General features: G+C 66.9%; 17 protein-coding genes. 8 read left to right on the top strand and 9 right to left on the bottom strand.

Annotated elements, in window-relative coordinates:
• Positions 1-132: 132 nt before the first annotated feature.
• From EV691_RS21785 to EV691_RS21770, 4 genes are all read right to left on the bottom strand, one after another.
• Positions 133-1,404, bottom strand: coding sequence for an OprD family porin (locus tag EV691_RS21785; protein WP_131301150.1), 1,272 nt, complete (start codon positions 1,402-1,404; stop codon positions 133-135).
• A gap of 151 nt (positions 1,405-1,555) precedes the next feature.
• Complete coding sequence (locus EV691_RS21780; protein WP_131301148.1) at positions 1,556-2,878, bottom strand: cytochrome c; 1,323 nt, start codon at positions 2,876-2,878, stop codon at positions 1,556-1,558.
• Between the two features lie 11 nt (positions 2,879-2,889).
• Positions 2,890-4,665, bottom strand: a complete 1,776-nt coding sequence (locus EV691_RS21775) for a GMC family oxidoreductase (RefSeq protein WP_131301146.1) — start codon at positions 4,663-4,665, stop codon at positions 2,890-2,892.
• Between the two features lie 2 nt (positions 4,666-4,667).
• A complete protein-coding gene (locus tag EV691_RS21770; RefSeq protein WP_131301144.1) occupies positions 4,668-5,378 on the bottom strand; it encodes a gluconate 2-dehydrogenase subunit 3 family protein in 711 nt (236 codons plus the stop codon).
• Between the two features lie 491 nt (positions 5,379-5,869).
• Between EV691_RS21770 and EV691_RS21765 the strand changes: the two genes are divergently transcribed.
• Positions 5,870-6,853 carry a zinc-dependent alcohol dehydrogenase family protein gene (locus tag EV691_RS21765; protein WP_131301142.1) on the top strand — a complete coding sequence of 328 codons (984 nt, stop codon included), beginning with the start codon at positions 5,870-5,872 and terminating at the stop codon, positions 6,851-6,853.
• 159 nt (positions 6,854-7,012) lie between these two features.
• Here EV691_RS21765 and EV691_RS21760 read toward each other — a convergent pair whose 3' ends face one another.
• The 4 genes from EV691_RS21760 to EV691_RS21745 form a co-directional block, all read right to left on the bottom strand.
• The gene (locus EV691_RS21760) at positions 7,013-7,399 is read right to left on the bottom strand and encodes a hypothetical protein (protein ID WP_131301140.1); all 387 of its coding nucleotides are present in this window, start codon (positions 7,397-7,399) and stop codon (positions 7,013-7,015) included.
• A gap of 86 nt (positions 7,400-7,485) precedes the next feature.
• The gene (gene znuB, locus EV691_RS21755) at positions 7,486-8,274 is read right to left on the bottom strand and encodes a zinc ABC transporter permease subunit ZnuB (protein ID WP_039800678.1); all 789 of its coding nucleotides are present in this window, start codon (positions 8,272-8,274) and stop codon (positions 7,486-7,488) included.
• A complete protein-coding gene (gene znuC / locus EV691_RS21750) occupies positions 8,267-9,040 on the bottom strand; it encodes a zinc ABC transporter ATP-binding protein ZnuC (protein ID WP_131301138.1) in 774 nt (257 codons plus the stop codon). The genes znuB and znuC overlap by 8 nt, the downstream gene beginning before the upstream one ends.
• Complete coding sequence (locus EV691_RS21745) at positions 9,037-9,522, bottom strand: Fur family transcriptional regulator (protein ID WP_131301136.1); 486 nt, start codon at positions 9,520-9,522, stop codon at positions 9,037-9,039. The genes znuC and EV691_RS21745 overlap by 4 nt, the downstream gene beginning before the upstream one ends.
• Positions 9,523-9,584: 62 nt before the next feature.
• Here EV691_RS21745 and EV691_RS21740 point away from each other — a divergent pair, with 62 nt between their 5' ends.
• From EV691_RS21740 to EV691_RS21725, 4 genes are all read left to right on the top strand, one after another.
• Positions 9,585-10,484: a zinc ABC transporter substrate-binding protein gene (locus EV691_RS21740; RefSeq protein WP_131301134.1), complete on the top strand. Its 900-nt coding sequence runs from the start codon at positions 9,585-9,587 to the stop codon at positions 10,482-10,484.
• Positions 10,485-10,602: 118 nt separating this feature from the next.
• Positions 10,603-11,529: a transglutaminase family protein gene (locus tag EV691_RS21735; protein ID WP_131301133.1), complete on the top strand. Its 927-nt coding sequence runs from the start codon at positions 10,603-10,605 to the stop codon at positions 11,527-11,529.
• A gap of 32 nt (positions 11,530-11,561) precedes the next feature.
• Positions 11,562-14,816, top strand: a complete 3,255-nt coding sequence (locus tag EV691_RS21730; RefSeq protein ID WP_131301131.1) for an LAGLIDADG family homing endonuclease — start codon at positions 11,562-11,564, stop codon at positions 14,814-14,816.
• A gap of 196 nt (positions 14,817-15,012) precedes the next feature.
• On the top strand, positions 15,013-15,699 hold the full coding sequence (locus tag EV691_RS21725; protein WP_131301129.1) for a TSCPD domain-containing protein: 687 nt from the start codon (positions 15,013-15,015) through the stop codon (positions 15,697-15,699).
• A 63-nt stretch (positions 15,700-15,762) separates the two neighbouring features.
• On the opposite strand, the gene EV691_RS21720 is transcribed toward EV691_RS21725, so the two are convergent.
• A complete protein-coding gene (locus EV691_RS21720; RefSeq protein ID WP_131301127.1) occupies positions 15,763-16,698 on the bottom strand; it encodes an integron integrase in 936 nt (311 codons plus the stop codon).
• A 403-nt stretch (positions 16,699-17,101) separates the two neighbouring features.
• Between EV691_RS21720 and EV691_RS21715 the strand changes: the two genes are divergently transcribed.
• The 3 genes from EV691_RS21715 to EV691_RS23500 all read left to right on the top strand — a co-directional run bounded on the left by EV691_RS21715 (position 17,102) and on the right by EV691_RS23500 (position 18,894).
• Positions 17,102-17,941: a hypothetical protein gene (locus EV691_RS21715; protein WP_131301125.1), complete on the top strand. Its 840-nt coding sequence runs from the start codon at positions 17,102-17,104 to the stop codon at positions 17,939-17,941.
• A 30-nt stretch (positions 17,942-17,971) separates the two neighbouring features.
• Positions 17,972-18,664, top strand: a complete 693-nt coding sequence (locus EV691_RS21710) for a response regulator (RefSeq protein ID WP_131301123.1) — start codon at positions 17,972-17,974, stop codon at positions 18,662-18,664.
• 80 nt (positions 18,665-18,744) lie between these two features.
• A complete protein-coding gene (locus tag EV691_RS23500; protein ID WP_165496604.1) occupies positions 18,745-18,894 on the top strand; it encodes a hypothetical protein in 150 nt (49 codons plus the stop codon).
• The last annotated feature ends 80 nt before the right edge of the window (positions 18,895-18,974 follow it).

The raw sequence follows: 18,974 nt of genomic DNA, 5'->3' as shown, positions 1-18,974 counted from the left end.
CTGCTTCTCGAACCGCGCCAGAACCGCATCCCACATCGTCTTGTTCTCCCGATCGATTATCGGGGGAGTTTACGCAAACACCTTGAAAGGGCTGGCCCTGAGGGGCCGGCACCCGCAGGCGGATCCCGCGCTTCAAAACAACGACACCGGATAGCCGACGATCAGCCGGTTGTCGTCGAACTTGTTGTTCGCCCCCCAGTCCCGGCGCACGGTGGAGTTCCGCCAGCGCAGGGTCAGGTTCTTCAGCGGACCGCCCTGCACCGCGTAGGCCAGTTCGGTCTCGCGGTTCCATTCCTCGCCGTCGGTGACCGTGCCAGCATGCACGTTGTGGCCCTTGAGGTAGCGGGTCATCAGGGTCAGGCCGGGGATGCCGAGAGCGGTGAAATTGCAGTCGTAGCGCACCTGCCAGGAGCGCTCGCGGGCGTTGTCGAAGCTGCCGTTGTAGCTGTCGTTGGCCGCCGTGCCGCCGCTGGTGCCGTTGACTCGCAGCCAGCGGTCGTCGCCGCTGACCCGCTGCAGGCCGAGGGAAAGGGCATGCGCGCCGGTCTTCAAGGAGAACATCCCGGAGAGCAGCTTGTTGTCCAGGTCGCCGGCCTGGGCGCTGCCGTCCTCCTCGCCGTCGAAGTAACCGAGGTTGGCGCCGAGGGTCCAGCCCTGGGCCAGCGGCTGGGTGTGGGTGAGCTGGAAGTAGCGCTGCTTGTAGATGTCCTCGAGCTGGCCGAACCAGGCGCCGACCAGCGTGCGGTTGTCGTTGAAGGCGTATTCGGCGCCGGCGAAGCTGAAGCGGTCGGAGGTGACGCTGGAGTTGCCGACCCAGCTCATGTCATTGAGGCTGCTGTCGTCGCGCGGGCTGTTGCCGCGAAAGCGCCCGCCGTAGACCGTCAGGTTCCTGACCTCCCTGGAGGTGAACATGCCGCCCTGGAAGGTCTGCGGCAGCGAGCGGCCGTCGTCGGAGCGCAGGATCGGCAGCACCGGCGACCACTCGCCGGCCTTCACCTCGGTCTTCGAGAAGCGCAGCTTGCCGGCCACCGCCAGGCGGCCGTACTGGTCGGCCGGGTCGCCGTCCTTGCCGACGGGGAGCAGCTGGGTGCCGCCGGTGCCCTTGCCGCCGTCGAGCTTGACTGACCAGAGGCCGAGGACGTCGATGCCGAAGCCGACGGGGCCTTCGCTGTAGCCGGACTGCAGGTCGAGGATGAAGCTCTGGGTCCATTCCTCGGCTTTGCTGCGGGTGGCGCCGTCGTCGACGAAATTGCGATGAATGTAAAAATTGCGCAGGGTCAGGGTGCCCCGGCCATCCTCCAGGAAGCCGGCCAGGACCGGCGCGCCGGGAAGCAGTCCAGCGAAAGCCAGGGGCAGTGCGAAAGCCAGGGAGCCGGGACGCGACGAGTCGTTCCTGTTGTTCACTTGCGAGGTTCCACGATGACGAAAAAGGTTTGAGCCTTCCCCTGTGCAGTGGCGAATGCGTCGTGCAGCGGGGAAAAGTCCGGCAGTCGCTGCCGGACCCTGTCTGGAAGCGAAGCGCTCCGGGCGCCTGGCCGGGCGCCCGGAAGCCGCCTCAGTGCTGCGGCGCTACCAGCGCATGGGGATCGGGGATCTGCCCCAGGGGCGGCACGTCGAGCTCCGCGCGCAGGTGCGCGACCTGTTCGGCGCTCACCGCCGGCGCCTGGTTGCCCCAGCTGGTGCGGATGAAGTTCACCACGTCGGCGACCTGCTGGTCGTTCAGGCGCCAGCTGAACGGCGGCATGGTGAAGGTCGAGGGCGCCTGGTGGGTGGCCGGCATAGTGTCGCCCTTGAGCACGATGTGGATCAGCGAGGTGGCATCGTCGCCGTTGACCACCGGGTTGCCGGCCAGCGCCGGGAACACCCGCGCGTAGCCCTGGCCGTCGGTGCGGTGGCAGGCGGCGCAGTTGTCGACGTAGAGCGCCGCGCCGGTCTTGCTGTCGTCGCCGTGGTACAGCGCCTTGCTGACCTTCTCGTCGTAGGCGTACGCCTGGTCGCCGGGGTTGGCCGCCGGCAGCGACTTCAGGTAGCGGGCGATGGCGGTGAGGTCCGCATCGCTCATGTATTGCATGCTGTGCACCACCACCTCGGACATGCCGCCGAACACCGCCGTGCGGTTGGTGCGTCCGGTGCGCAGGAACTGCACCAGCTCGGCCTCGCTCCAGCTGCCGATGCCGGTCCGCTGGTCGCCGCGCAGGCTCTTGGCGATCCAGCCTTCCAGCGGCGCGCTGCCGGCCAGGAAGTCCGCCCCCTCGCCGGCGCTCAGGGCCTTCTCCTGCATGCCGATGCCGCGCGGGGTGTGGCAGGCGCCGCAGTGGCCGAGCCCGTCGACCAGATAGGCGCCGCGCGCCAGCACCGGGTCCTGGTCCTTGGCCGGCGCGAAGTCCTTCACCTCCGGAGCGAACACCCAGCGCCAGAAGGTCAGCGGCAGGCGCATCGACAGCGGCCACGGGATAGCGCTGTCTTTGTTGGCCTGCTCAATCGGCGCGACGCCCTGCATGAAGTAGGCGTAGAGCGCACGCATGTCCGGCTCGGTGACCCGCGCATAGGACGGATAGGGCATGGCCGGATACAGGGTATAGCCCTGCTTGGCGATGCCGTGGCGTACCGCCAGGTCGAAGTCCTCGAAGCTGTAGTCGCCGATGCCGGTCTTCCGGTCCGGGGTGATGTTGGTGGAGAACAGGGTACCGATCGGCGTCTCCATCGGCAGGCCGCCGGCGAACGGCTGGCCGCCCTTGGCGGTGTGGCAGGCCACGCAGTCGCCGGCGCGGGCCAGGTATTCGCCTTTCTTCAGCAGCTCCGGGTCGGCCGTTTCGGCGGCCGCGGCGCCGAGCGCGAACAGGGCCGACAGGCCGAACAGGTAGGGGGTCAGTTTCATCGTCGCGCTCCTCACGCCTGGACCAGCGGGCCGGGGTTCTTCAGGTACTGCTCGCGGATCGCCTTGGCCGACCAGTAGGCCAGCGCCGCCACCAGGCCGGTGGGGTTGTAGCCGGTGCCCTGGGGGAACGCGGAAGCGCCGATGACGAAGACGTTGTGCACGTCCCAGCTCTGCAGGTAGCGGTTGACGGCGCTGGTCTTCGGGTCGCTGCCCATGATCGCGCCGCCGAGCAGGTGGGTGGTCTGGTAGGCGCGGGTGTTGAAGTGGTCGCCGAAGTTCTTGACGTGGACGGCGATGGTCTTGGGATTCATCGCCTCGGCGATCTTGCGCATCTGCTCGGTGACGTAGCGCGTCATCTTGTATTCGTTTTCCTTCCAGTCGAAGGTCATGCGCAGCAGCGGCTGGCCGTAGGCGTCCTTGTAGGTGGGGTCGAGGTCCAGGTAGTTGTCGCGGTAGCTCATGTTGCTGCCGTGGGCATCCATCGACAGGGTGTGGGTGTAGGCGTCCTTCGCCGCCTGCTTCCAGCCGCTGCCCCAGCTCGGCGCGCCGGGCGGCAGGGTCAGGCCGCGGATCGGCTTGCTGCCGGCCTGGTTGACCCAGAACGGCGAACCGCCGACGAAGCCCAGCGGGCCGTGGTCGAAGTTGTCGGAGTTGAAGTCGTCCACCGCCACGCCGCCGCCGCCGGTGCCGATGAAGGGGTTGGTATGCACGTCGCGGTCGAAGAAGGCCTTGATGGTGGCCATGTTCTGGTAGGCGAAGTTCTTGCCCACCACGCCTTCGCCGGTGCGCGGGTCGTACGGCTTGCCGATCCCGGACAGCAGCATCAGGTGCACGTTGTGGAACTGGAAGGCGCTGACGATCACCAGGTCGGCGGGCTGGACGATCTCGCGGCCCTGGGCGTCGACGTAGGTGACGCCGGTGGCGCGCTTGCCGTCGCTGTCCAGGTTGACCCGGAGCACGTTGCTGTTGACGCGCAGCTCGAACAGCTCGCTCTGCTTCAGCGCCGGCAGGATGTTCAGGTTCGGCGAGGCCTTGGAGTACATGTAGCAGGCGTAGCCGCTGCAGAAGCCGCAGAAGTTGCACGGCCCCATCTGCACGCCGTAGGGGTTGGTCCAGGGGCCGGAGGCGTTGGCCGCGGGCATGGCGTAGGGATGCATGCCGACTTCCTCGGCCGCCTTGCGGAACAGGTGGGCGGAGTGGACGTCCTTCAGCGCGGGCAGCGGGAAGTTGTCGGAGCGGTCCGGGGCGAAGGGGTTGCCGTCGCCGACCACCTGGCCCTTGACCTTGTAGGCGCTGCCGGAGGTGCCGAAGACCTTCTCGGCGAAATCGAAGTGCGGCTCCAGCTCCTCGTAGCTGACGCCGTAGTCCTGGATGGTCATGCCTTCGGGGATGAAGCCCTTGCCGTAGCGCTCCTCGTAGTGACTGCGCAGGCGCAGCTCCTCGGGCATGATCCGGAAATGCACGCCGGACCAGTGCAGGCCGGCGCCGCCGACGCCGTTGCCGGGCAGGAAGGCGGAGAGCTGGCGATAGGGCAGCGCGGTGCCGTCGATGCCGTGGCGGATGGTCACGGTGCTCTTCGACAGGTCCTGGAACAGCTTGCCGCGGCTGTTGTAGGTCAGCTCGTCGAGGGTGTTGGGATAGGCGCCGTCGGGATAGGTGTCCTGGTGCGGGCCGCGCTCCAGGGCGACCACCTGCAGGCCCGCCTCGGTCAGTTCCTTGGCGAGGATCGCGCCGGCCCAGCCGAAACCGACTACCACGGCATTCACGGGTTTGAGTGTCGTCGCCATGTTCAGCCCCTCTCTCCGGAAATCGAGACCGGCGGGAAGGGATACTTCTCGTTACGGTCAACCCAGTCCATGAAGTCGGCGCGGGCGCCGGGGAAGCCCACCAGCTTCCAGCCGACCAGGCCGCGGTTGCCGCCGTGGATCGGGTCGGCGAAGAAGCCCTCGCGGGTGTTCTGCCAGAGCTGGCTGAACAGCAGGGTGGACGGCAGATCCTGCAGGTCGAGGTGACCGCCTTCCAGCTGGCGCAGCAGATCGTCCTGGCCGGCCGGCTCCAGCTCGGCGAAGACCTTGCCGTGCTGGCTCTGGCACCAGCGATCCAGCGCGGCGATGCCGATGCGGTAGATGTCACGCGGCACCAGCTTCAACTGGTGGCCGAACTCCGGCGCGGCGTCAGCGGAGAAGGGCGCCTGCATGTACCAGAGGTTGCCGTGGCCGTAGGCGGTTTCCAGCTGGCGGTCGATGAACTCCGGCACGCCGGCCTCGACTGCGCCGGGGCCGTTGGCGTCGCTGGGGATCAGGCGGGCCACGGCGGCATTGACGAAGGCCCACTCGGCCGCCGTGAAAAAGCGCGGCCGGTAGGGGTTCTGCAGGGTGGGGGCGGCCTGGCTGGCGACCGTCGTCGCTACGCCGTAGCCGGCCACGGTGATCGCCGGAATCACCGCCAGGGTTTTACGCAGGAAGTCGCGTCGGCCATTGAAGGCCTTGTCGTCGGGCATGGGACACCTCATTGCTCGCGGTACATCCCAGTCGCGGTCTGGACTGGTCAAGTTGAACGAACTTGTCGCGCGTCCCTGCATGACGAAAGGTTTCAGCCAGGAAAGGGTCTGCCGGCCGCGTACGGGCTTTTTCCGATGACGCGCCTTGAGATTCCCGCTGCAAGACCACCGGCAGGCGGAAGCGAAGGCGGACGTTCCAGAAGGTCCGTACGGGAGCGAGTCATGGCGCCGGCCGCGTCGCCGAGAAGGCTCCGGCCGTAGACGAACAGAGGGATCGTGCGGGGATCTGGGCCTCTTCTTAGCGGCGGAGGCTTCTTCCAGGATTGAAACCGGTTTCATTGAACAATAAAAAACATCGCAAAGATAGCGCTATCTTTGAAAAAATCGTCGGAAATGCACACTTCGGAGCGCCGCCTCGGTGAATAGCGCTGCCACGCGGCCCGTCGATATCCCTATGCTGAGGGGAACCCACAGCAAGAAGGAGATCGCGGATGCGCGCCATGCTGCTGGAAAGGGTCGGCCAACCCCTGGTACTGCGCGAGCTGCCCGATCCACAGCCGGGACCGGGCGAGCTGCGCGTGCGGGTCGGCGCCTGCGGGGTATGCCGTACCGACCTGCACGTGGTCGACGGCGAGCTGCCGGCGGTAACCCCGCCGGTCATCCCCGGCCACGAGATCGTCGGCCGGGTGGACGCCATCGGCCCGGGTGTCGAAGGCTTCGTGCTCGGCCAGCGGGTCGGCGTTCCCTGGCTGGGGCACACCTGCGGGCAGTGCTGGTACTGCCGGCACGCGGCGGAAAACCTCTGCGACGCGCCGCAGTTCACCGGCTACACCCGCCCCGGCGGCTACGCCGAGTACGTGGTGGCCGACGCGCGCTTCGCCTTCGCCCTGGGCGAGGACGGCGACGACGTGGCCCTGGCGCCGCTGCTCTGCGCCGGGCTGATCGGCTGGCGCTCGCTGGTCAAGGCCGGCGACGCCCGGCGCCTCGGCCTCTACGGCTTCGGCGCGGCGGCGCACATCGTCATGCAGGTGGCGCGCTGGCAGGGCCGCGAGGTGTACGCCTTCAGTCGTCCCGGCGATGTCGCCGCCCAGGACTTCGCCCGTTCGCTCGGCGCGGTCTGGGCCGGCGGCTCCGACCAGCTGCCGCCCGAGCCGCTGGACGCGGCGATCCTCTATGCGCCGGCCGGCGAGCTGGTGCCGGCCGCGCTGCGCGCCCTGCGCAAGGGCGGCCGGGTGGTCTGCGCCGGCATCCACATGAGCGACATCCCGAGCTTTCCCTACGCCATCCTCTGGGGGGAGCGCGAAGTGGTGTCGGTGGCCAACCTGACCCGCCAGGACGGGCTCGACTTCTTCGCCGTCGCCGCCCAGGCCGGCATCCGCACGGAAACCCACCGCTATGCCCTGGAAGACGCCAACCGGGCGCTGGACGACCTGCGCCACGGGCGTTTCCAGGGAGCGGCAGTGCTGGTGCCCTGAGCGGGGAAGCTGGCTGGGGAAGACTGCGGTGGAAAACCGCTGCGCGGGTTTTCCACCCTGCCGGGTGTAGGGCGGGTTAGCCGCGACGCGGCGTAACCCGCCAAGGATGCCGCCAGGCATCCCCACGACCGGCCCTGGCGGAGCGCGCCAAGCCCAACCTCAGGGCTTGGCGGGCGCGCCGTTCTGACGCGGCAGGTTCAGCGACGGGGCCTTGGGCATCAGCGCGCGGGCGTTGTTCAGGGCGGTGGCGGCGGCGCTCATGTCGCCGCGCTCCAGAGCCTGTTCGCCACGCTTCAGCCAGGCCTCGGACAGGCGGCGCTGGTAGGTCTCCAGCGCGGGGCCGGGCTGCTCGAGCTGCAGGCGCTTGAAGCTGGCGGTGGCGGCGGGCAGATCGCCTTTGCCCAGCTGCCGCTCGAACTCCTGGCTGAGGCTCGGCGGGGCAGGCGGCGGCGCGCTATCGGCGGGCTCCGTCGACCCATGCTGGCAGGCGGCAAGCACAAGCGGCAGCAACAGTGGGGCAAGGTGGCGAAGGAGCGACGCGGGCATGACAGGATTCTCTAAGCATTTTCTCCCGCCCACTCTACACCTGCCGCCGGCACATCAGGAAGCAGACCCCGCCGCAGCGCTCCAGTTCACCCGGCGCGCCGCGGCAGGGCGAGGCTGGCGAGGAACAGCGCGGCCGCGGAAACCACGATGGACGGCCCGGCCGGGGTGTCCTGGAACCACGACAGCGCCAGCCCGGCGCAGACGGCGATCACCCCCAGGACACTGGCGCCGGCGGCCATCTGCTCGGGGGTGCGGGCATGGCGCTGGGCGGCCGCGGCGGGGATGATCAACAGCGAGGTGATCAGCAGCACGCCGACGATCTTCATCGCCACCGCGATCACCAGGGCGATCAGCAGCATCAGCGCCAGGCGGATGCCGGCCACCGGCAATCCTTCCACCCGCGCCAGCTCCTCGTGCACGGTGATCGCCAGCAGCGGCCGCCACAGCGGTACCAGCAGCAGCAGGACCAGCGCGCTGCCGCCGAGAATCCAGGCGAGGTCGGCCGGGCCGACCGCCAGCAGGTCGCCGAACAGGTAGCTCATCAGGTCGATGCGCACCTCGTCCATGAAGCTCAGCACCACCAGGCCGAGGGACAGGGTGCTCGGCGCGAGGATGCCGAGCAGGGTGTCCGAGGCCAGCGTCTGGCGCTGCTGCAGGGCCACCAAGAGCACGGCGAGCAGCAGGCAGCCGGCGATCACCGCCAGGGTCGGGCTGACGTCGAGCAGCAGGCCGACGGCCACGCCGAGCAGCGCGGCGTGCGACAGGGTGTCGCCGAAGTAGGCCATGCGCCGCCAGACCACAAAGGAGCCCAGCGGTCCGGCGACCAGCGCCAGGGCGAGCCCGGCGAGCAGGGCGTTGAGCAGGAAATCAGCCATGGTTGCAGTCGGGGCCGTGTACGTGGGGTTTCTTCAGCACCACGCCGCCGTGCAGGTCGTGGGCGTGGTCGTGATGGTGCTGGTAGAGCGCCAGGCTGCGCGCCGCCTGGCCGAACAGGGCGACGAAGGCCGGGTCGCCGCTGACCTGCTCGGGACGCCCGGAGCAGCAGATGTGGTGGTTCAGGCAGACCACCTGGTCGGTGGTGCTCATCACCACGTTGAGGTCGTGGGAGACCATCAGCACGCCGCAGCCGTGGCGCTCGCGCAGCCGGGTGATCAGCCGGTACAGCTCGGCCTGGCCGGCCACGTCGACGCCCTGCACCGGCTCGTCGAGCACCAGGAGCTCGGGCTTGCGCAGCAGCGCGCGGGCCAGCAGCACGCGCTGCAGCTCGCCGCCGGAAATGCTCTGCAGCGGGCTGTCGACGACCTGCGCCGCGCCCACCTCGATGAGCGCGGCCAGCGCGGCGGCGCGGTCGACGCCGGGCACCAGGCGCAAAAAGCGCAGCACCGTCAGCGGCAGGCTGGGATTGACCTGCAGCTTCTGCGGCATGTAGCCGATGCGCAGCTGCGGCCGGCGCCAGAGCGTGCCGGCGTCGGGCTTCAGCAGGCCGAGCACGACGCGCACCAGGGTGGTCTTGCCGGCGCCGTTGGGGCCGATCAGGGTGACGATCTCGCCGGGCTGCACGCACAGGTGCACGTCGCGCAGCATCTCGCGGCCGGCGAAGGCGACGCGCACGCCGTCGAGACGGACCAGGCTGTCGCTCATGGCGTCGCCTGGCAGCGGGCGCAGAGGCCGACCACTTCCACAGTCTGTGCCTCGACCCGGAAACCCAGGCTCCGGGCGCTGTCGAGGATGCTGTCGCTGATCGTCGAGCGCTCCAGCTCGATGGCCGCATGGCACTGCCGGCAGATGAAGAACTGGCCCTGGTGGGCGTGGTCCGGATGGTCGCAGCCGACGAAGGCATTGAGCGAGGCGATGCGGTGCACCAGGCCGTGCTCGAGAAGAAAATCCAGCGCCCGGTAGACGGTCGGCGGCGCCGCGCGGCGGCCGTCCTGCTCGCTCAGCACGGCGAGGATGTCGTAGGCGCCGAGCGGCTTGTGGCTCTGCCAGACCAGCTCCAGCACGCGCCGGCGCAGGGCGGTCAGGCGCAGGCCGTGACGGGCGCAGAGCGTTTCGGCCTCGGCCAGGGCCTGTTCGATGCAGTGACGGTGGTCGTGGGGCTGACAGGCCAAGGGCGGAGTGGTCATGGGCGACGTCCGGTTATGGGGACGTTATTCTATTACACTTTCGATCCGGGGGTATGCCTGCCATGTTCCGTCCACTCGTCGCTCTGCTGCTCGCCGGCTGCATGGCTTCGGCAGCGGCCGAAGTGCGTTTGCTGACCAGCGTGAAACCCCTGCAGCTGATCGCCGCCGCGGTGCAGGACGGCGCCGGCGCCCCCGACGTATTGCTGCCGCCCGGCGCCTCGCCGCACCACTATGCGCTGCGCCCCTCGGACGTGCGCGCGCTGCGCGAGGCGACGTTGTTCTACTGGATCGGCCCGGACCTGGAGGCCTTCCTGCCCAAGGTGCTGGACGGGCGCCGCCAGCCGAGCCTGGCCGTGCAGGCACTGCCCGGCCTGCAGCTGCGCCATTTCGCCGGCGAGTCTGCGGCCGGCAAGGACGAGCACGACTACGCCCACCGCCCCGGCAGCCTGGACGCCCACCTCTGGCTGCTGCCGGCCAACGCCCGGCTGATCGCCGCGCGGATGGCGAGCGACCTGGCTGGCGCCGACCCGGCCAGCGCCGCGCGCTACCAGGCCAACCTGGCGGCCTTCGAGGCGCGCCTGGACGAGCTCGACCGGCGCCTCAAGGCACGTCTGGAAAAGCTCGCCGGCAAGCCCTACTTCGTCTTCCACGAGGCCTACGATTACTTCGAGGCGGCCTACGGCCTCGACCACGCCGGGGTGTTCAGCGTCTCTCCGGATGTGCAGCCCGGCGCCCGTCAGGTCGCCCAGATGCGCCAGCGCCTGCAGGAAGCCGGGCCGACCTGCGTGTTCAGCGAGCCGCCGCTGCAGCCGCGCCTGGCGCAGACCCTGAGCGCCGGCCTGCCGGTGCGCCTGGCCGAACTCGACCCGCTGGGCAGCGCCGTGGCGGTCGGGCCGCAGGGCTACGAGCAGCTGCTCGAGCGTCTCGGCGAGGGACTCGCCGGCTGCCTGGAGGCGCTGTAGGCGTTCTCCCCGCCGCCGACCGTTCGCGAAGAGCCGCTTGGGGTGCCGGAACCGTCGCCGCCCCCCGGCAGTCCCACCCAGAACGGCAGGCCGACGCCGGCGGCGACGAGGAGGAGTCATGCAGCGCTACAAGATCGTTCATCGCACCCATTACGGCTTCAACGCACCCGTCGAGCTGGGGCCGCACTCCCTGCTGCTGCGTCCGCGCGAGGGCCACGAGCTGCGCGTCGAGTCCTCGAAGCTGAACATCATGCCGATGCCGGCCACCCTGCGCTGGTACCGCGACGTGCAGGACAACTCGGTGGCGATCGCCACGTTCCAGGAGCCCACCGACCAGCTGACCATCGAGAGCGAAATCGTCATCCAGCAGTACCACGAGGCGCCGCTGGACTTCATGGTGGCCGACTATGCAGTGAACTATCCTTTCGTCTACAAACCCGACGACCGGGCGGTGCTCTCGCCCTACATGAACTCCGCCGAGCATACGGGCTGCGATCAGCTCGACGAATGGCTCGGCCAGCTCTGGCAGCCGGGCGAGCAGATCCAGACCTACGCCCTGCTGCAGCGGATCAACGAGCACATCCCGAAGGTACTGGCCTACCAGATGCGCGAGGAACCCGGTGTGCAGGGCGCGCTGGAAACCCTTTCGCGGGGTTCGGGCTCCTGCCGCGACTTCGCCAACCTGTTCATGGAGGCGGCCCGCCTGCTCGGCCTGCCGGCGCGCTTCGTCAGCGGCTATCTGCATGTCGAGCCGGCGGGACTGCAGGGCGGCTCGACCCATGCCTGGGCCGAGGTCTACCTGCCGGGGGCCGGCTGGAAGGGCTTCGATCCGACCCACGGGGAACTGGTGGGCACCAACTACATCGCCGTGGCCGTGGCGCATCTGCCCGAATCGGTGCCCCCGGTGGCCGGCTCCTTCGTCGGGCCGCCGGGGGCCGGCCGGCTCGAGGTGGGGGTCTGGGTGGAGCGGGAGCCGCCGCTCCCCGACGAGGCAGGGCCAGCCGCGCCGCCCCAGCCCGGGGGTCTGGCAAAGGCCCGAAACTAGGGAATCCCCGCCCGCACGAGAGGCCCTGGAGCATGGCAAAGCACGGCGAATCCGCGCCGCAGGAGGCGGGCAGCATCCCCCTGCAGGCCGCCTCCGAGGACATCTGGGCGCAGAAGTACCGGCTGGTCGAGCCCGACGGCACGCCGGTCGATAGCGACATCGACGCCAGCTGGCAGCGCGTCGCCCGCGCCCTGGCCGACGTCGAGCGCGAAGAGCTGCGCGAGCACTGGTACGGGCAGTTCCTCTGGGCCCTGCGCAACGGCGCCATCCCCGCCGGGCGGATCGTCGCCAACGCCGGCGCCCAGGACCGCAAGCCGGCCACCTCGACCATCAACTGCACCGTCTCCGGAACCCTCGGCGACTCCATGGACGACATCCTCGCCAAGGTCCGCGAGGCCGGGCTGACGCTCAAGGCCGGTTGCGGTGTCGGGTATGACTTTTCCACCCTGCGCCCGCGCGGCGCCTTCGTCTCCGGCGCCGGCGCGCGCACCAGCGGGCCGCTGTCGTTCATGGACATCTTCGACAAGATGTGCTTCACGGTCAGCTCCGCCGGCGGGCGGCGCGGCGCGCAGATGGCCACCTTCGACGTGGCCCACCCGGACGTGCGCGAGTTCATCCGCGCCAAGCGCGAGGACGGCCGCCTGCGCCAGTTCAACCTGAGCCTCTTGATCACCGACGACTTCATGCAGGCGGTGGAGAGCGACGCCGAGTGGCCGCTGGTGTTCCCGGTGCACCCCCGCGAGGCCGCAGCCCTGGACCTCGACGACCCGCAGCAGGTGCTCTGGCGCGACTGGCCGATCCACGAGGACTACCGCGTGCGCGACGACGGCCGGGTGGCCTGCAAGGTCTACGGCAAGGTCCGCGCCCGCCACCTGTGGGACATGCTGATGGCCTCCACCTACGACTTCGCCGAGCCGGGCTTCATCCTCATCGACCGGGTCAACCAGCTGAACAACAACTGGTGGTGCGAGGAGATCCGCGCGACCAACCCGTGCGTGACCGGCGATACCCGGCTGGCGACGCAATACGGCCTGGTGCCCATCGCCGAACTCGAGCGCCGCGGCGTCGCGCTGGAGGTGGCCGTGGACCGCCGCTGCCTGGCCGAGAACGCCCGCGGCGTCACCTGCCGCCCGGCCAAGCCGGCCTTCCTCAGCGCTGGCCGCGCCCCGGTCTGGCGGGTGGTCACCACGGACGGCTATGCGATCCGGGCGACCGAATGGCACGACTTCTACAGCGAGCGCGGCAAGCTGAAACTGCGCGACCTCAAGGTCGGCGACCGGCTGCTGATCCAGTCCGGCAAGGGCCTGTTCGGGCGGGAAGGCAGCGAGGAACTGGGCATCCTGCTCGGCCTGATCGCCGGCGACGGGCACTTCACCCATCGTGGCAAGGGTCAGCGGGTCGCCATCGTCAGCCTGTGGGGCGAGGAACGGGCGCTCGGCGAGCCGGTGGCGGCCTGGGTGAGTGCGCTGACCGCCAGTCTCGGCGGCCGTCGCCGGGTGTCGGCCATCGCCGTTCCGCAGCGCAATCAGGTGTTCGTCCGTTCGATCCTGCTGGCGCGCCTGCTGGAGCATTACGGCTTCACTGCGGCGACCAAGCTGCGCGTGCCCGAGGTGGTCTGGCGCGGCAGCGAGGTCTGCGTGCGCGGCTACCTGCGGGCGCTGTTCCAGTGCGACGGCACAGTCAATGTTTCCAGTGCTCGGCAGAGCTGCTCGATACGCCTGGCCTCCAGCTGCGAGGCGCTGCTCAAGGAGGTCCAGCAACTGCTGGCCAACTTCGGCATCTACTGCTGCGTCCGCCAGCGGCGGGCCGCCAGCCGGCGCCGCTTGCCGGACGGTCGTGGCGGACAACGGGAATACGCCTGTCAGGCCGATTTTGAGCTGATCGTCGACGGCGAGTCGCGCGAGCGCTTCATGGCCGAGATCGGCTTTCTGCTGCCGAACAAGACCGAACGCTACCGCGCCTGGACGCAGGGCCGGCCGCTGCGCAAGACCCAGCGCTTCAGCTCGCCGATCGCCGCCATCGAGTGCGCCGGCATCGAGCCGGTCTACGACACCACCCAGCCCGATGGCAACGCGGTGATCTTCAACGGCCTGGTAACCGGACAGTGCGGCGAACAACCGCTGCCGCCCTACGGCTCCTGCCTGCTCGGCTCGGTCAACCTCACCGCCTTCGTCGAGGAGCCGTTTTCCGTCAAGGCGCGCTTCGACTGGGAGCGTTTTCGCGAGGTGGTGCGCGTCTTCACCCGCCTCTTGGACAACGTGGTGGAGATCAACAACCTGCCGCTGGAGGCGCAGCGCCGCGAGATCCTCGACAAGCGCCGCCATGGCATGGGCTTTCTCGGCCTCGGCTCGGCGCTGACCCTGCTCAGGCTGCGCTACGGTAGTCCCGAGGCCTGCGTGTTCACCGAGGAGGTGGCCCGCGAGATGGCCCTGGTCGGCTGGGAGGTGGCGCTGGAGCTGGCCAAGGAGAAGAGCCCGGCGCCGCTGCTGGCGCAGGACTTCGAGGTCACCGCGAAGATGCTCCGCCTGCGCCCGGAGATGGCCACCGACGGCTACAAGGTCGGCGACAAAGTCCCTGGCCGCGTGCTGCACGCGCGCTACTCGCGCTATCTGCAGCGCCTGGCCGAGTTCGCTCCCGAGCTGGTCGCCGCGCTGGCCGAGCAGGGCGCGCGCTTCACCCACCACAGCTCCATCGCGCCGACCGGCACCATCAGCCTGAGCCTGGCCAACAACGCCTCCAACGGCATCGAGCCGAGCTTCGCCCACCAGTACTCGCGCAACCTGATCCACCCCGGGCGCAAGGCCAAGGAAAAGGTCGAGGTATTCAGCTACGAGCTGCTCGCCTACCGCGCCCTCATCGATCCGCAGGCCGCACCGGACAGCAGTGATCCGGCGCACCGGCTGCCGGACTGGTTCGTCAGCGCCGACGACATCGGCCCGACCCAGCATGTGGACATCCAGGCGGCGGCGCAGAAGTGGGTGGACTCGTCGATCTCCAAGACCGCCAACGTGCCCACCGACTACCCCTTCGAGGCGTTCAAGGACATCTACCGCTACGCCTGGCGCCAGGGCCTCAAGGGTTGCACCACCTTCCGCTTCAACCCGGCGGCCTTCCAGGGCGTGCTGGTCCGCGAGGCGGACCTTGCGAACACCCTGTACCGCTTCGAGCTGGAGGACGGCAGCGTGGTCGAACTGCGGGGCAACGAGCTGGTGGAGTACGACGGCGAGGTGAACACCGCCGCCAACCTGTTCGACGCGCTGAAGGAGGGCTATTACGGCAAGTATTGAAGGCGTTTCCGCACCGGGCGGCGCCTCGGTAGGGCGGGTGCAACCCGCCAGACATGGCAAGGACCTGCTGCCCAATGGCGGGTTGCACCCGCCCTACGAAAAAACCTTTGCAGACAACGGGTTGCAAGTTTTGATGGCTCCCACGCTCCGGCGTGGGAGCCCAGGGCCGGGCCGGCAATGCGAAAGGGGAACACCCATGACCGTCAAGATCACGCAGCGCATCAAGAGCTTCCAGGTGGTCGACGAACGCCTGCGGCCTGCCGCCGCCGAGAGCGAGTCCGGGCAGCCGCCCGAGCAGCTGGACGAGCACCTGGAGCGCCCGGAGATGCTGATCGGCGTCACCTACAAGATCAAGTCGCCGCTGTTCGAGCATGCCCTCTACGTGACCATCAACGACATCCTGCTCAACGCCGGCACCCGCTTCGAACAGCGCCGGCCCTTCGAGATCTTCATCAACTCCAAGGGCATGGAGCACTTCCAGTGGATCGTCGCGCTCACCCGCATCATGTCCGCGGTGTTCCGCAAGGGCGGCGACTGCACCTTCCTGGTCGAGGAACTCAAGGCGGTGTTCGACCCGCGCGGCGGCTACCTGAAGAAGGGCGGCATCTACATGCCCTCGATCGTCGCCGAGATCGGCGCGGTGCTGGAGCGCCATCTGATCGCCATCGGCCTGCTGCGCGGCCACTCGCCGGACGAGGCCCAGCGCCGCTACCTGGCCGAAAAGCGCGCAGCCTACGAAGCCAGCCAGGGCGCCGCCGCCCTGGAACCCGGCGAAGGCTTCCCGCCCGGCGCACAACGCTGCGGGCAGTGCCATACTCAGTCGATGGTACAGCTGGAGGGGTGCACGACCTGCCTGAATTGCGGGCATTCGAAATGCGGATGAAGCGATCCCGGCGGTAGGCTGGGCGACATTTTGCTCGTCCGGCGTGGCGAACGCGGGAGTTTTTCACGGGCGGTCCAGCGGACTCAGCACACCCAAACTGCCCCGGTTGAGCACATGGGTGTAGATCATGGTGGTCTTCACGTCCGCATGGCCCAGCAGCTCCTGCACGGTACGAATGTCCTGCCCGCTTTCCAGCAGATGGGTGGCGAAGCAGTGACGCAGGGTGTGCGGCGTGGCCGGCTTGATGATGCCCGCCTCCCGCACGGCGCTCTTGAAGGCCCGCTGCACCCGCTTCTCGTCCATATGGTGACGGCGCTTGATGCCGGAACGAGGATCGACCGAGCGGCTGGGAGCCGGAAAAACGTATTGCCAGCCCCATTCCTTCGCGGCGTTCGGATACTTGCGCGCCAGGGCGAATGGCAGATAGACCTCGCCGAAACCCTCGGCAAGATCGCGTTCGTGCAAAGCCTTCACACAGTCGAGATGCCGTTTCAGCGGCTGACTCAACCGGCCCGGCAGCAAGGTGACGCAATCCTTCATGCCCTTGCCGTCCTGGACCAGAATCTCGCTGCGCGCGAAATCCACATCTTTCACCCGCAGACGCATCGCTTCCATGAGGCGCAGACCGGAGCCGTACAGCAACCCCGTGACCAAAGCCAGCTCGCCCTCGAAACAGGCCAGCAGCCGCTGCGTTTCCTCGCGGGACAGGACGACCGGCAAGCGCTCGGGCCGCCTGGCGCGTACCACGTCATTCAGCCAGGGAAGATCGATGGCCAGGACATGCTTGTAGAGAAACAACAGGGCAGCCAGCGCCTGATTCTGCGTGAATGCCGCCACATTCAAGTCCACCGCGAGATGTGACAGAAATCGCTCCACCTCAGGAGCGCCCATTTCTGCCGGATGACGCAAGTTATGGTAACGGACAAAATCCCGCACCCACTTGATATAAGCGGTTTCAGTACGGATTGAATAATGACGAATACGGATTTGTTCGCGCAGCCAGGTCCAACAACCTGGGTTTGCCGTCCATGGTGCATAACTCCCTGAAAGAACACCAGCCTCCTGCTGGAGGCCGCAGCCTACAAGGGGGCCTCCAGCATCGGCAAGGGAATATTATGCACCAAATGGTGTGTTTTTTCACACCATTTGGTGTCGAATAGTAGTTATCCAACAATAGGCACCATCGGGGTACGGGAACTGTAAATGGCGTCAGCCTATACAGCGGTGGAAAAGCCGTTTTCCGCTTACTTGTTCGCTTGAGCGTCCAGTGCATTTACAACTCTGCTGCGCAGAGCGGAGTGTATTGTCGGATAACTACTCGCTGGAGCACACACTCGCACTGCGTGCGAGCGGTGCTCACCTCGTAACTTGTTCGACGACATAGAAGGGGGGATGCTGAGCTATGGATGATCTTCAGACCAAGATCGATATGATGAATCGGGAAATCGACGCGCTACAGGTTACAGTCATGGCCGCCCGAAAACCTTGGTATAAGTCGCCTTCTGTCGTGATTTCGACGCTAGCATTGCTCTTCTCTTTCGGAACCACAGCAGTTTCGTTTCATCGGGCTGTTCAGGATGATGTCCGTTCAGCCAGAACTGAGCTCCGCGGAATCTTGCAGCGTTTGACATCCCTTCCTAGGGATAACTTTGAGCTCATTAGAAAGTATAAAGACGACGTTGAAGGGCAATCATTAGGTGGATACCTCAATCAAGAGCACTCTTTACTTGCCCGCCAAGCATCCGAGATAGTCGACCGATTTCCCGACAAGATCACTTCGAGTGAGTACTTTTCCGTAGCCGTAGCTCTTATGGCCTCCGCGGATGTTGAGAAAGTACCTATATACCTCGAGCGCGCCTTGGCCCAAACGTCTGATCCTAACGTGAAAGTGGCCATTCTTCGAAACTTTGGCTTTTACCTTCTGAACACTGGTCAGGCATCGGAAGGCAGGCGTCGGTATGAACAGGCTCTTAGCATTTGGGGGCAGTATCCGAACGTGACCAGTTATTTCAAAGAGTCAACAGATGCACTGACAGAAATGTATTGGGCGCAGACGGAGTTCGGGGTCAATAATTTAGAAGCGGCAAGGGAGCATGTTCGCAAGGCCTTTCAGCGAGTGAACAGCTTGCCGCCTGGACCGATGACAAGTCAGCTACAAGGTCAAGTAATACATACCCAAAAAATCGTCGAACAAGGCGCTCCAACCGACCCTCTGGCCGCTCCGCGGCCTCCGGGCGGCTGAACTTCGACGTTAGCCCACAGAAGGCCTCTCATGAGCGTCGACGAATTCACAAAGTTGACCGAAGCTCTCACCAAGCTCCTTAGTGTTCTCGTTTGGCCTGCCTTGCTCGCGTTTGTGCTCGTTCGGTTTGGGCCTGCGCTCAAAGAGTTCTTCTCAAGTCTGGGGGAGTTCACCTTCAAAGGCGGTGGGTTTGAAGCAACCGCAAAGCGGAAGCAGGCCGAGGCTGCCGCGGCGCTGGTCGCAGCTTCCGTAGCCCGACCTGATGCCAATAGGACACCAGGGTCTGCCGCCCGCGACGCGAAGGAAGCCGCTGCCGTTGTAGCGGAGTCGGTCAACGCTCGCGTCATCCGTCGCGCCAGCGAGGCAACAGCTCTGTGGGTTGACGATCGGCCGAGCAACAACATCTTCGAGCGCCAGTCGCTCGAGGCACTTGGCGTTTCATTCGTCCTTGCCACCTCGACGGATGAAGCGCTTGACCGCCTCGCGAAGCAAAAGTTTGATGTCATCATCTCTGACATGGGGCGCCCTCCCGATTCGCGCGCCGGGTACACGCTCTTGGAAAAGCTTCGTGCTTCGGGAAATCAAACGCCGTTCGTCATCTACGCGGGTTCCAATGCCCCCGAGCACAAGGCTGAAGCCCGAAGTCGAGGTGCGCTCGGCTGTACCAATCGTGCTTCGGAATTGTTCGAGTATGTCCTTGCAGCTCTCAACCGTGTGGGCTAACCCTTCGCTGCAGCCGACCGTTGGGCGTCAGAAGAAACGGCGACGTATCATATAACCCTGTCCCAGGAAGGGGGATGCCAATGAGCGAGCAGAAGACTGGTACTTCTTGGTGGCAAACCTTGCCGGGGGTACTCACGGGAATAGCTGCAGTCATCACCGCCGTGGGGGGCATGATCGCGGTGATCTATCAAAGCGGCTTTTTAGGCAAGGAGGTTCCTAGGTTCTGTTGACGTATCAGCGTAGCCATAGCAGAGCAGCCGCAAAGGCCAGCATTCCCTTGAAATGGCTGGCCTTCTTCTCATAACGTGTG

Origin of the sequence: Azotobacter chroococcum, from assembly GCF_004339665.1 — a bacterium.
Classification (GTDB): Bacteria; Pseudomonadota; Gammaproteobacteria; order Pseudomonadales; family Pseudomonadaceae; genus Azotobacter; species Azotobacter chroococcum.
The sequence above is the reverse complement of the archived record's forward strand: the minus strand, read 5'-3'. Positions and strand labels throughout refer to the sequence as shown.

Bases quoted from the DNA above. Each gene is read 5' to 3' on its own strand.
- EV691_RS21735 (WP_131301133.1), top strand. From the start codon at position 10,603: ATGCAGCGCTACAAGATCGTTCATCGCACCCATTACGGCTTCAACGCA.
- EV691_RS21715 (WP_131301125.1), top strand. From the start codon at position 17,102: ATGGATGATCTTCAGACCAAGATCGATATGATGAATCGGGAAATCGAC.
- EV691_RS21725 (WP_131301129.1), top strand. From the start codon at position 15,013: ATGACCGTCAAGATCACGCAGCGCATCAAGAGCTTCCAGGTGGTCGAC.
- znuC (WP_131301138.1), bottom strand. From the start codon at position 9,040: ATGAGCGACAGCCTGGTCCGTCTCGACGGCGTGCGCGTCGCCTTCGCC.
- EV691_RS23500 (WP_165496604.1), top strand. From the start codon at position 18,745: ATGAGCGAGCAGAAGACTGGTACTTCTTGGTGGCAAACCTTGCCGGGG.
- EV691_RS21760 (WP_131301140.1), bottom strand. From the start codon at position 7,399: ATGCCCGCGTCGCTCCTTCGCCACCTTGCCCCACTGTTGCTGCCGCTT.
- znuB (WP_039800678.1), bottom strand. From the start codon at position 8,274: ATGGCTGATTTCCTGCTCAACGCCCTGCTCGCCGGGCTCGCCCTGGCG.
- EV691_RS21780 (WP_131301148.1), bottom strand. From the start codon at position 2,878: ATGAAACTGACCCCCTACCTGTTCGGCCTGTCGGCCCTGTTCGCGCTC.
- EV691_RS21775 (WP_131301146.1), bottom strand. From the start codon at position 4,665: ATGGCGACGACACTCAAACCCGTGAATGCCGTGGTAGTCGGTTTCGGC.
- EV691_RS21765 (WP_131301142.1), top strand. From the start codon at position 5,870: ATGCGCGCCATGCTGCTGGAAAGGGTCGGCCAACCCCTGGTACTGCGC.
- EV691_RS21730 (WP_131301131.1), top strand. From the start codon at position 11,562: ATGGCAAAGCACGGCGAATCCGCGCCGCAGGAGGCGGGCAGCATCCCC.
- EV691_RS21770 (WP_131301144.1), bottom strand. From the start codon at position 5,378: ATGCCCGACGACAAGGCCTTCAATGGCCGACGCGACTTCCTGCGTAAA.
- EV691_RS21710 (WP_131301123.1), top strand. From the start codon at position 17,972: ATGAGCGTCGACGAATTCACAAAGTTGACCGAAGCTCTCACCAAGCTC.
- EV691_RS21745 (WP_131301136.1), bottom strand. From the start codon at position 9,522: ATGACCACTCCGCCCTTGGCCTGTCAGCCCCACGACCACCGTCACTGC.
- EV691_RS21740 (WP_131301134.1), top strand. From the start codon at position 9,585: ATGTTCCGTCCACTCGTCGCTCTGCTGCTCGCCGGCTGCATGGCTTCG.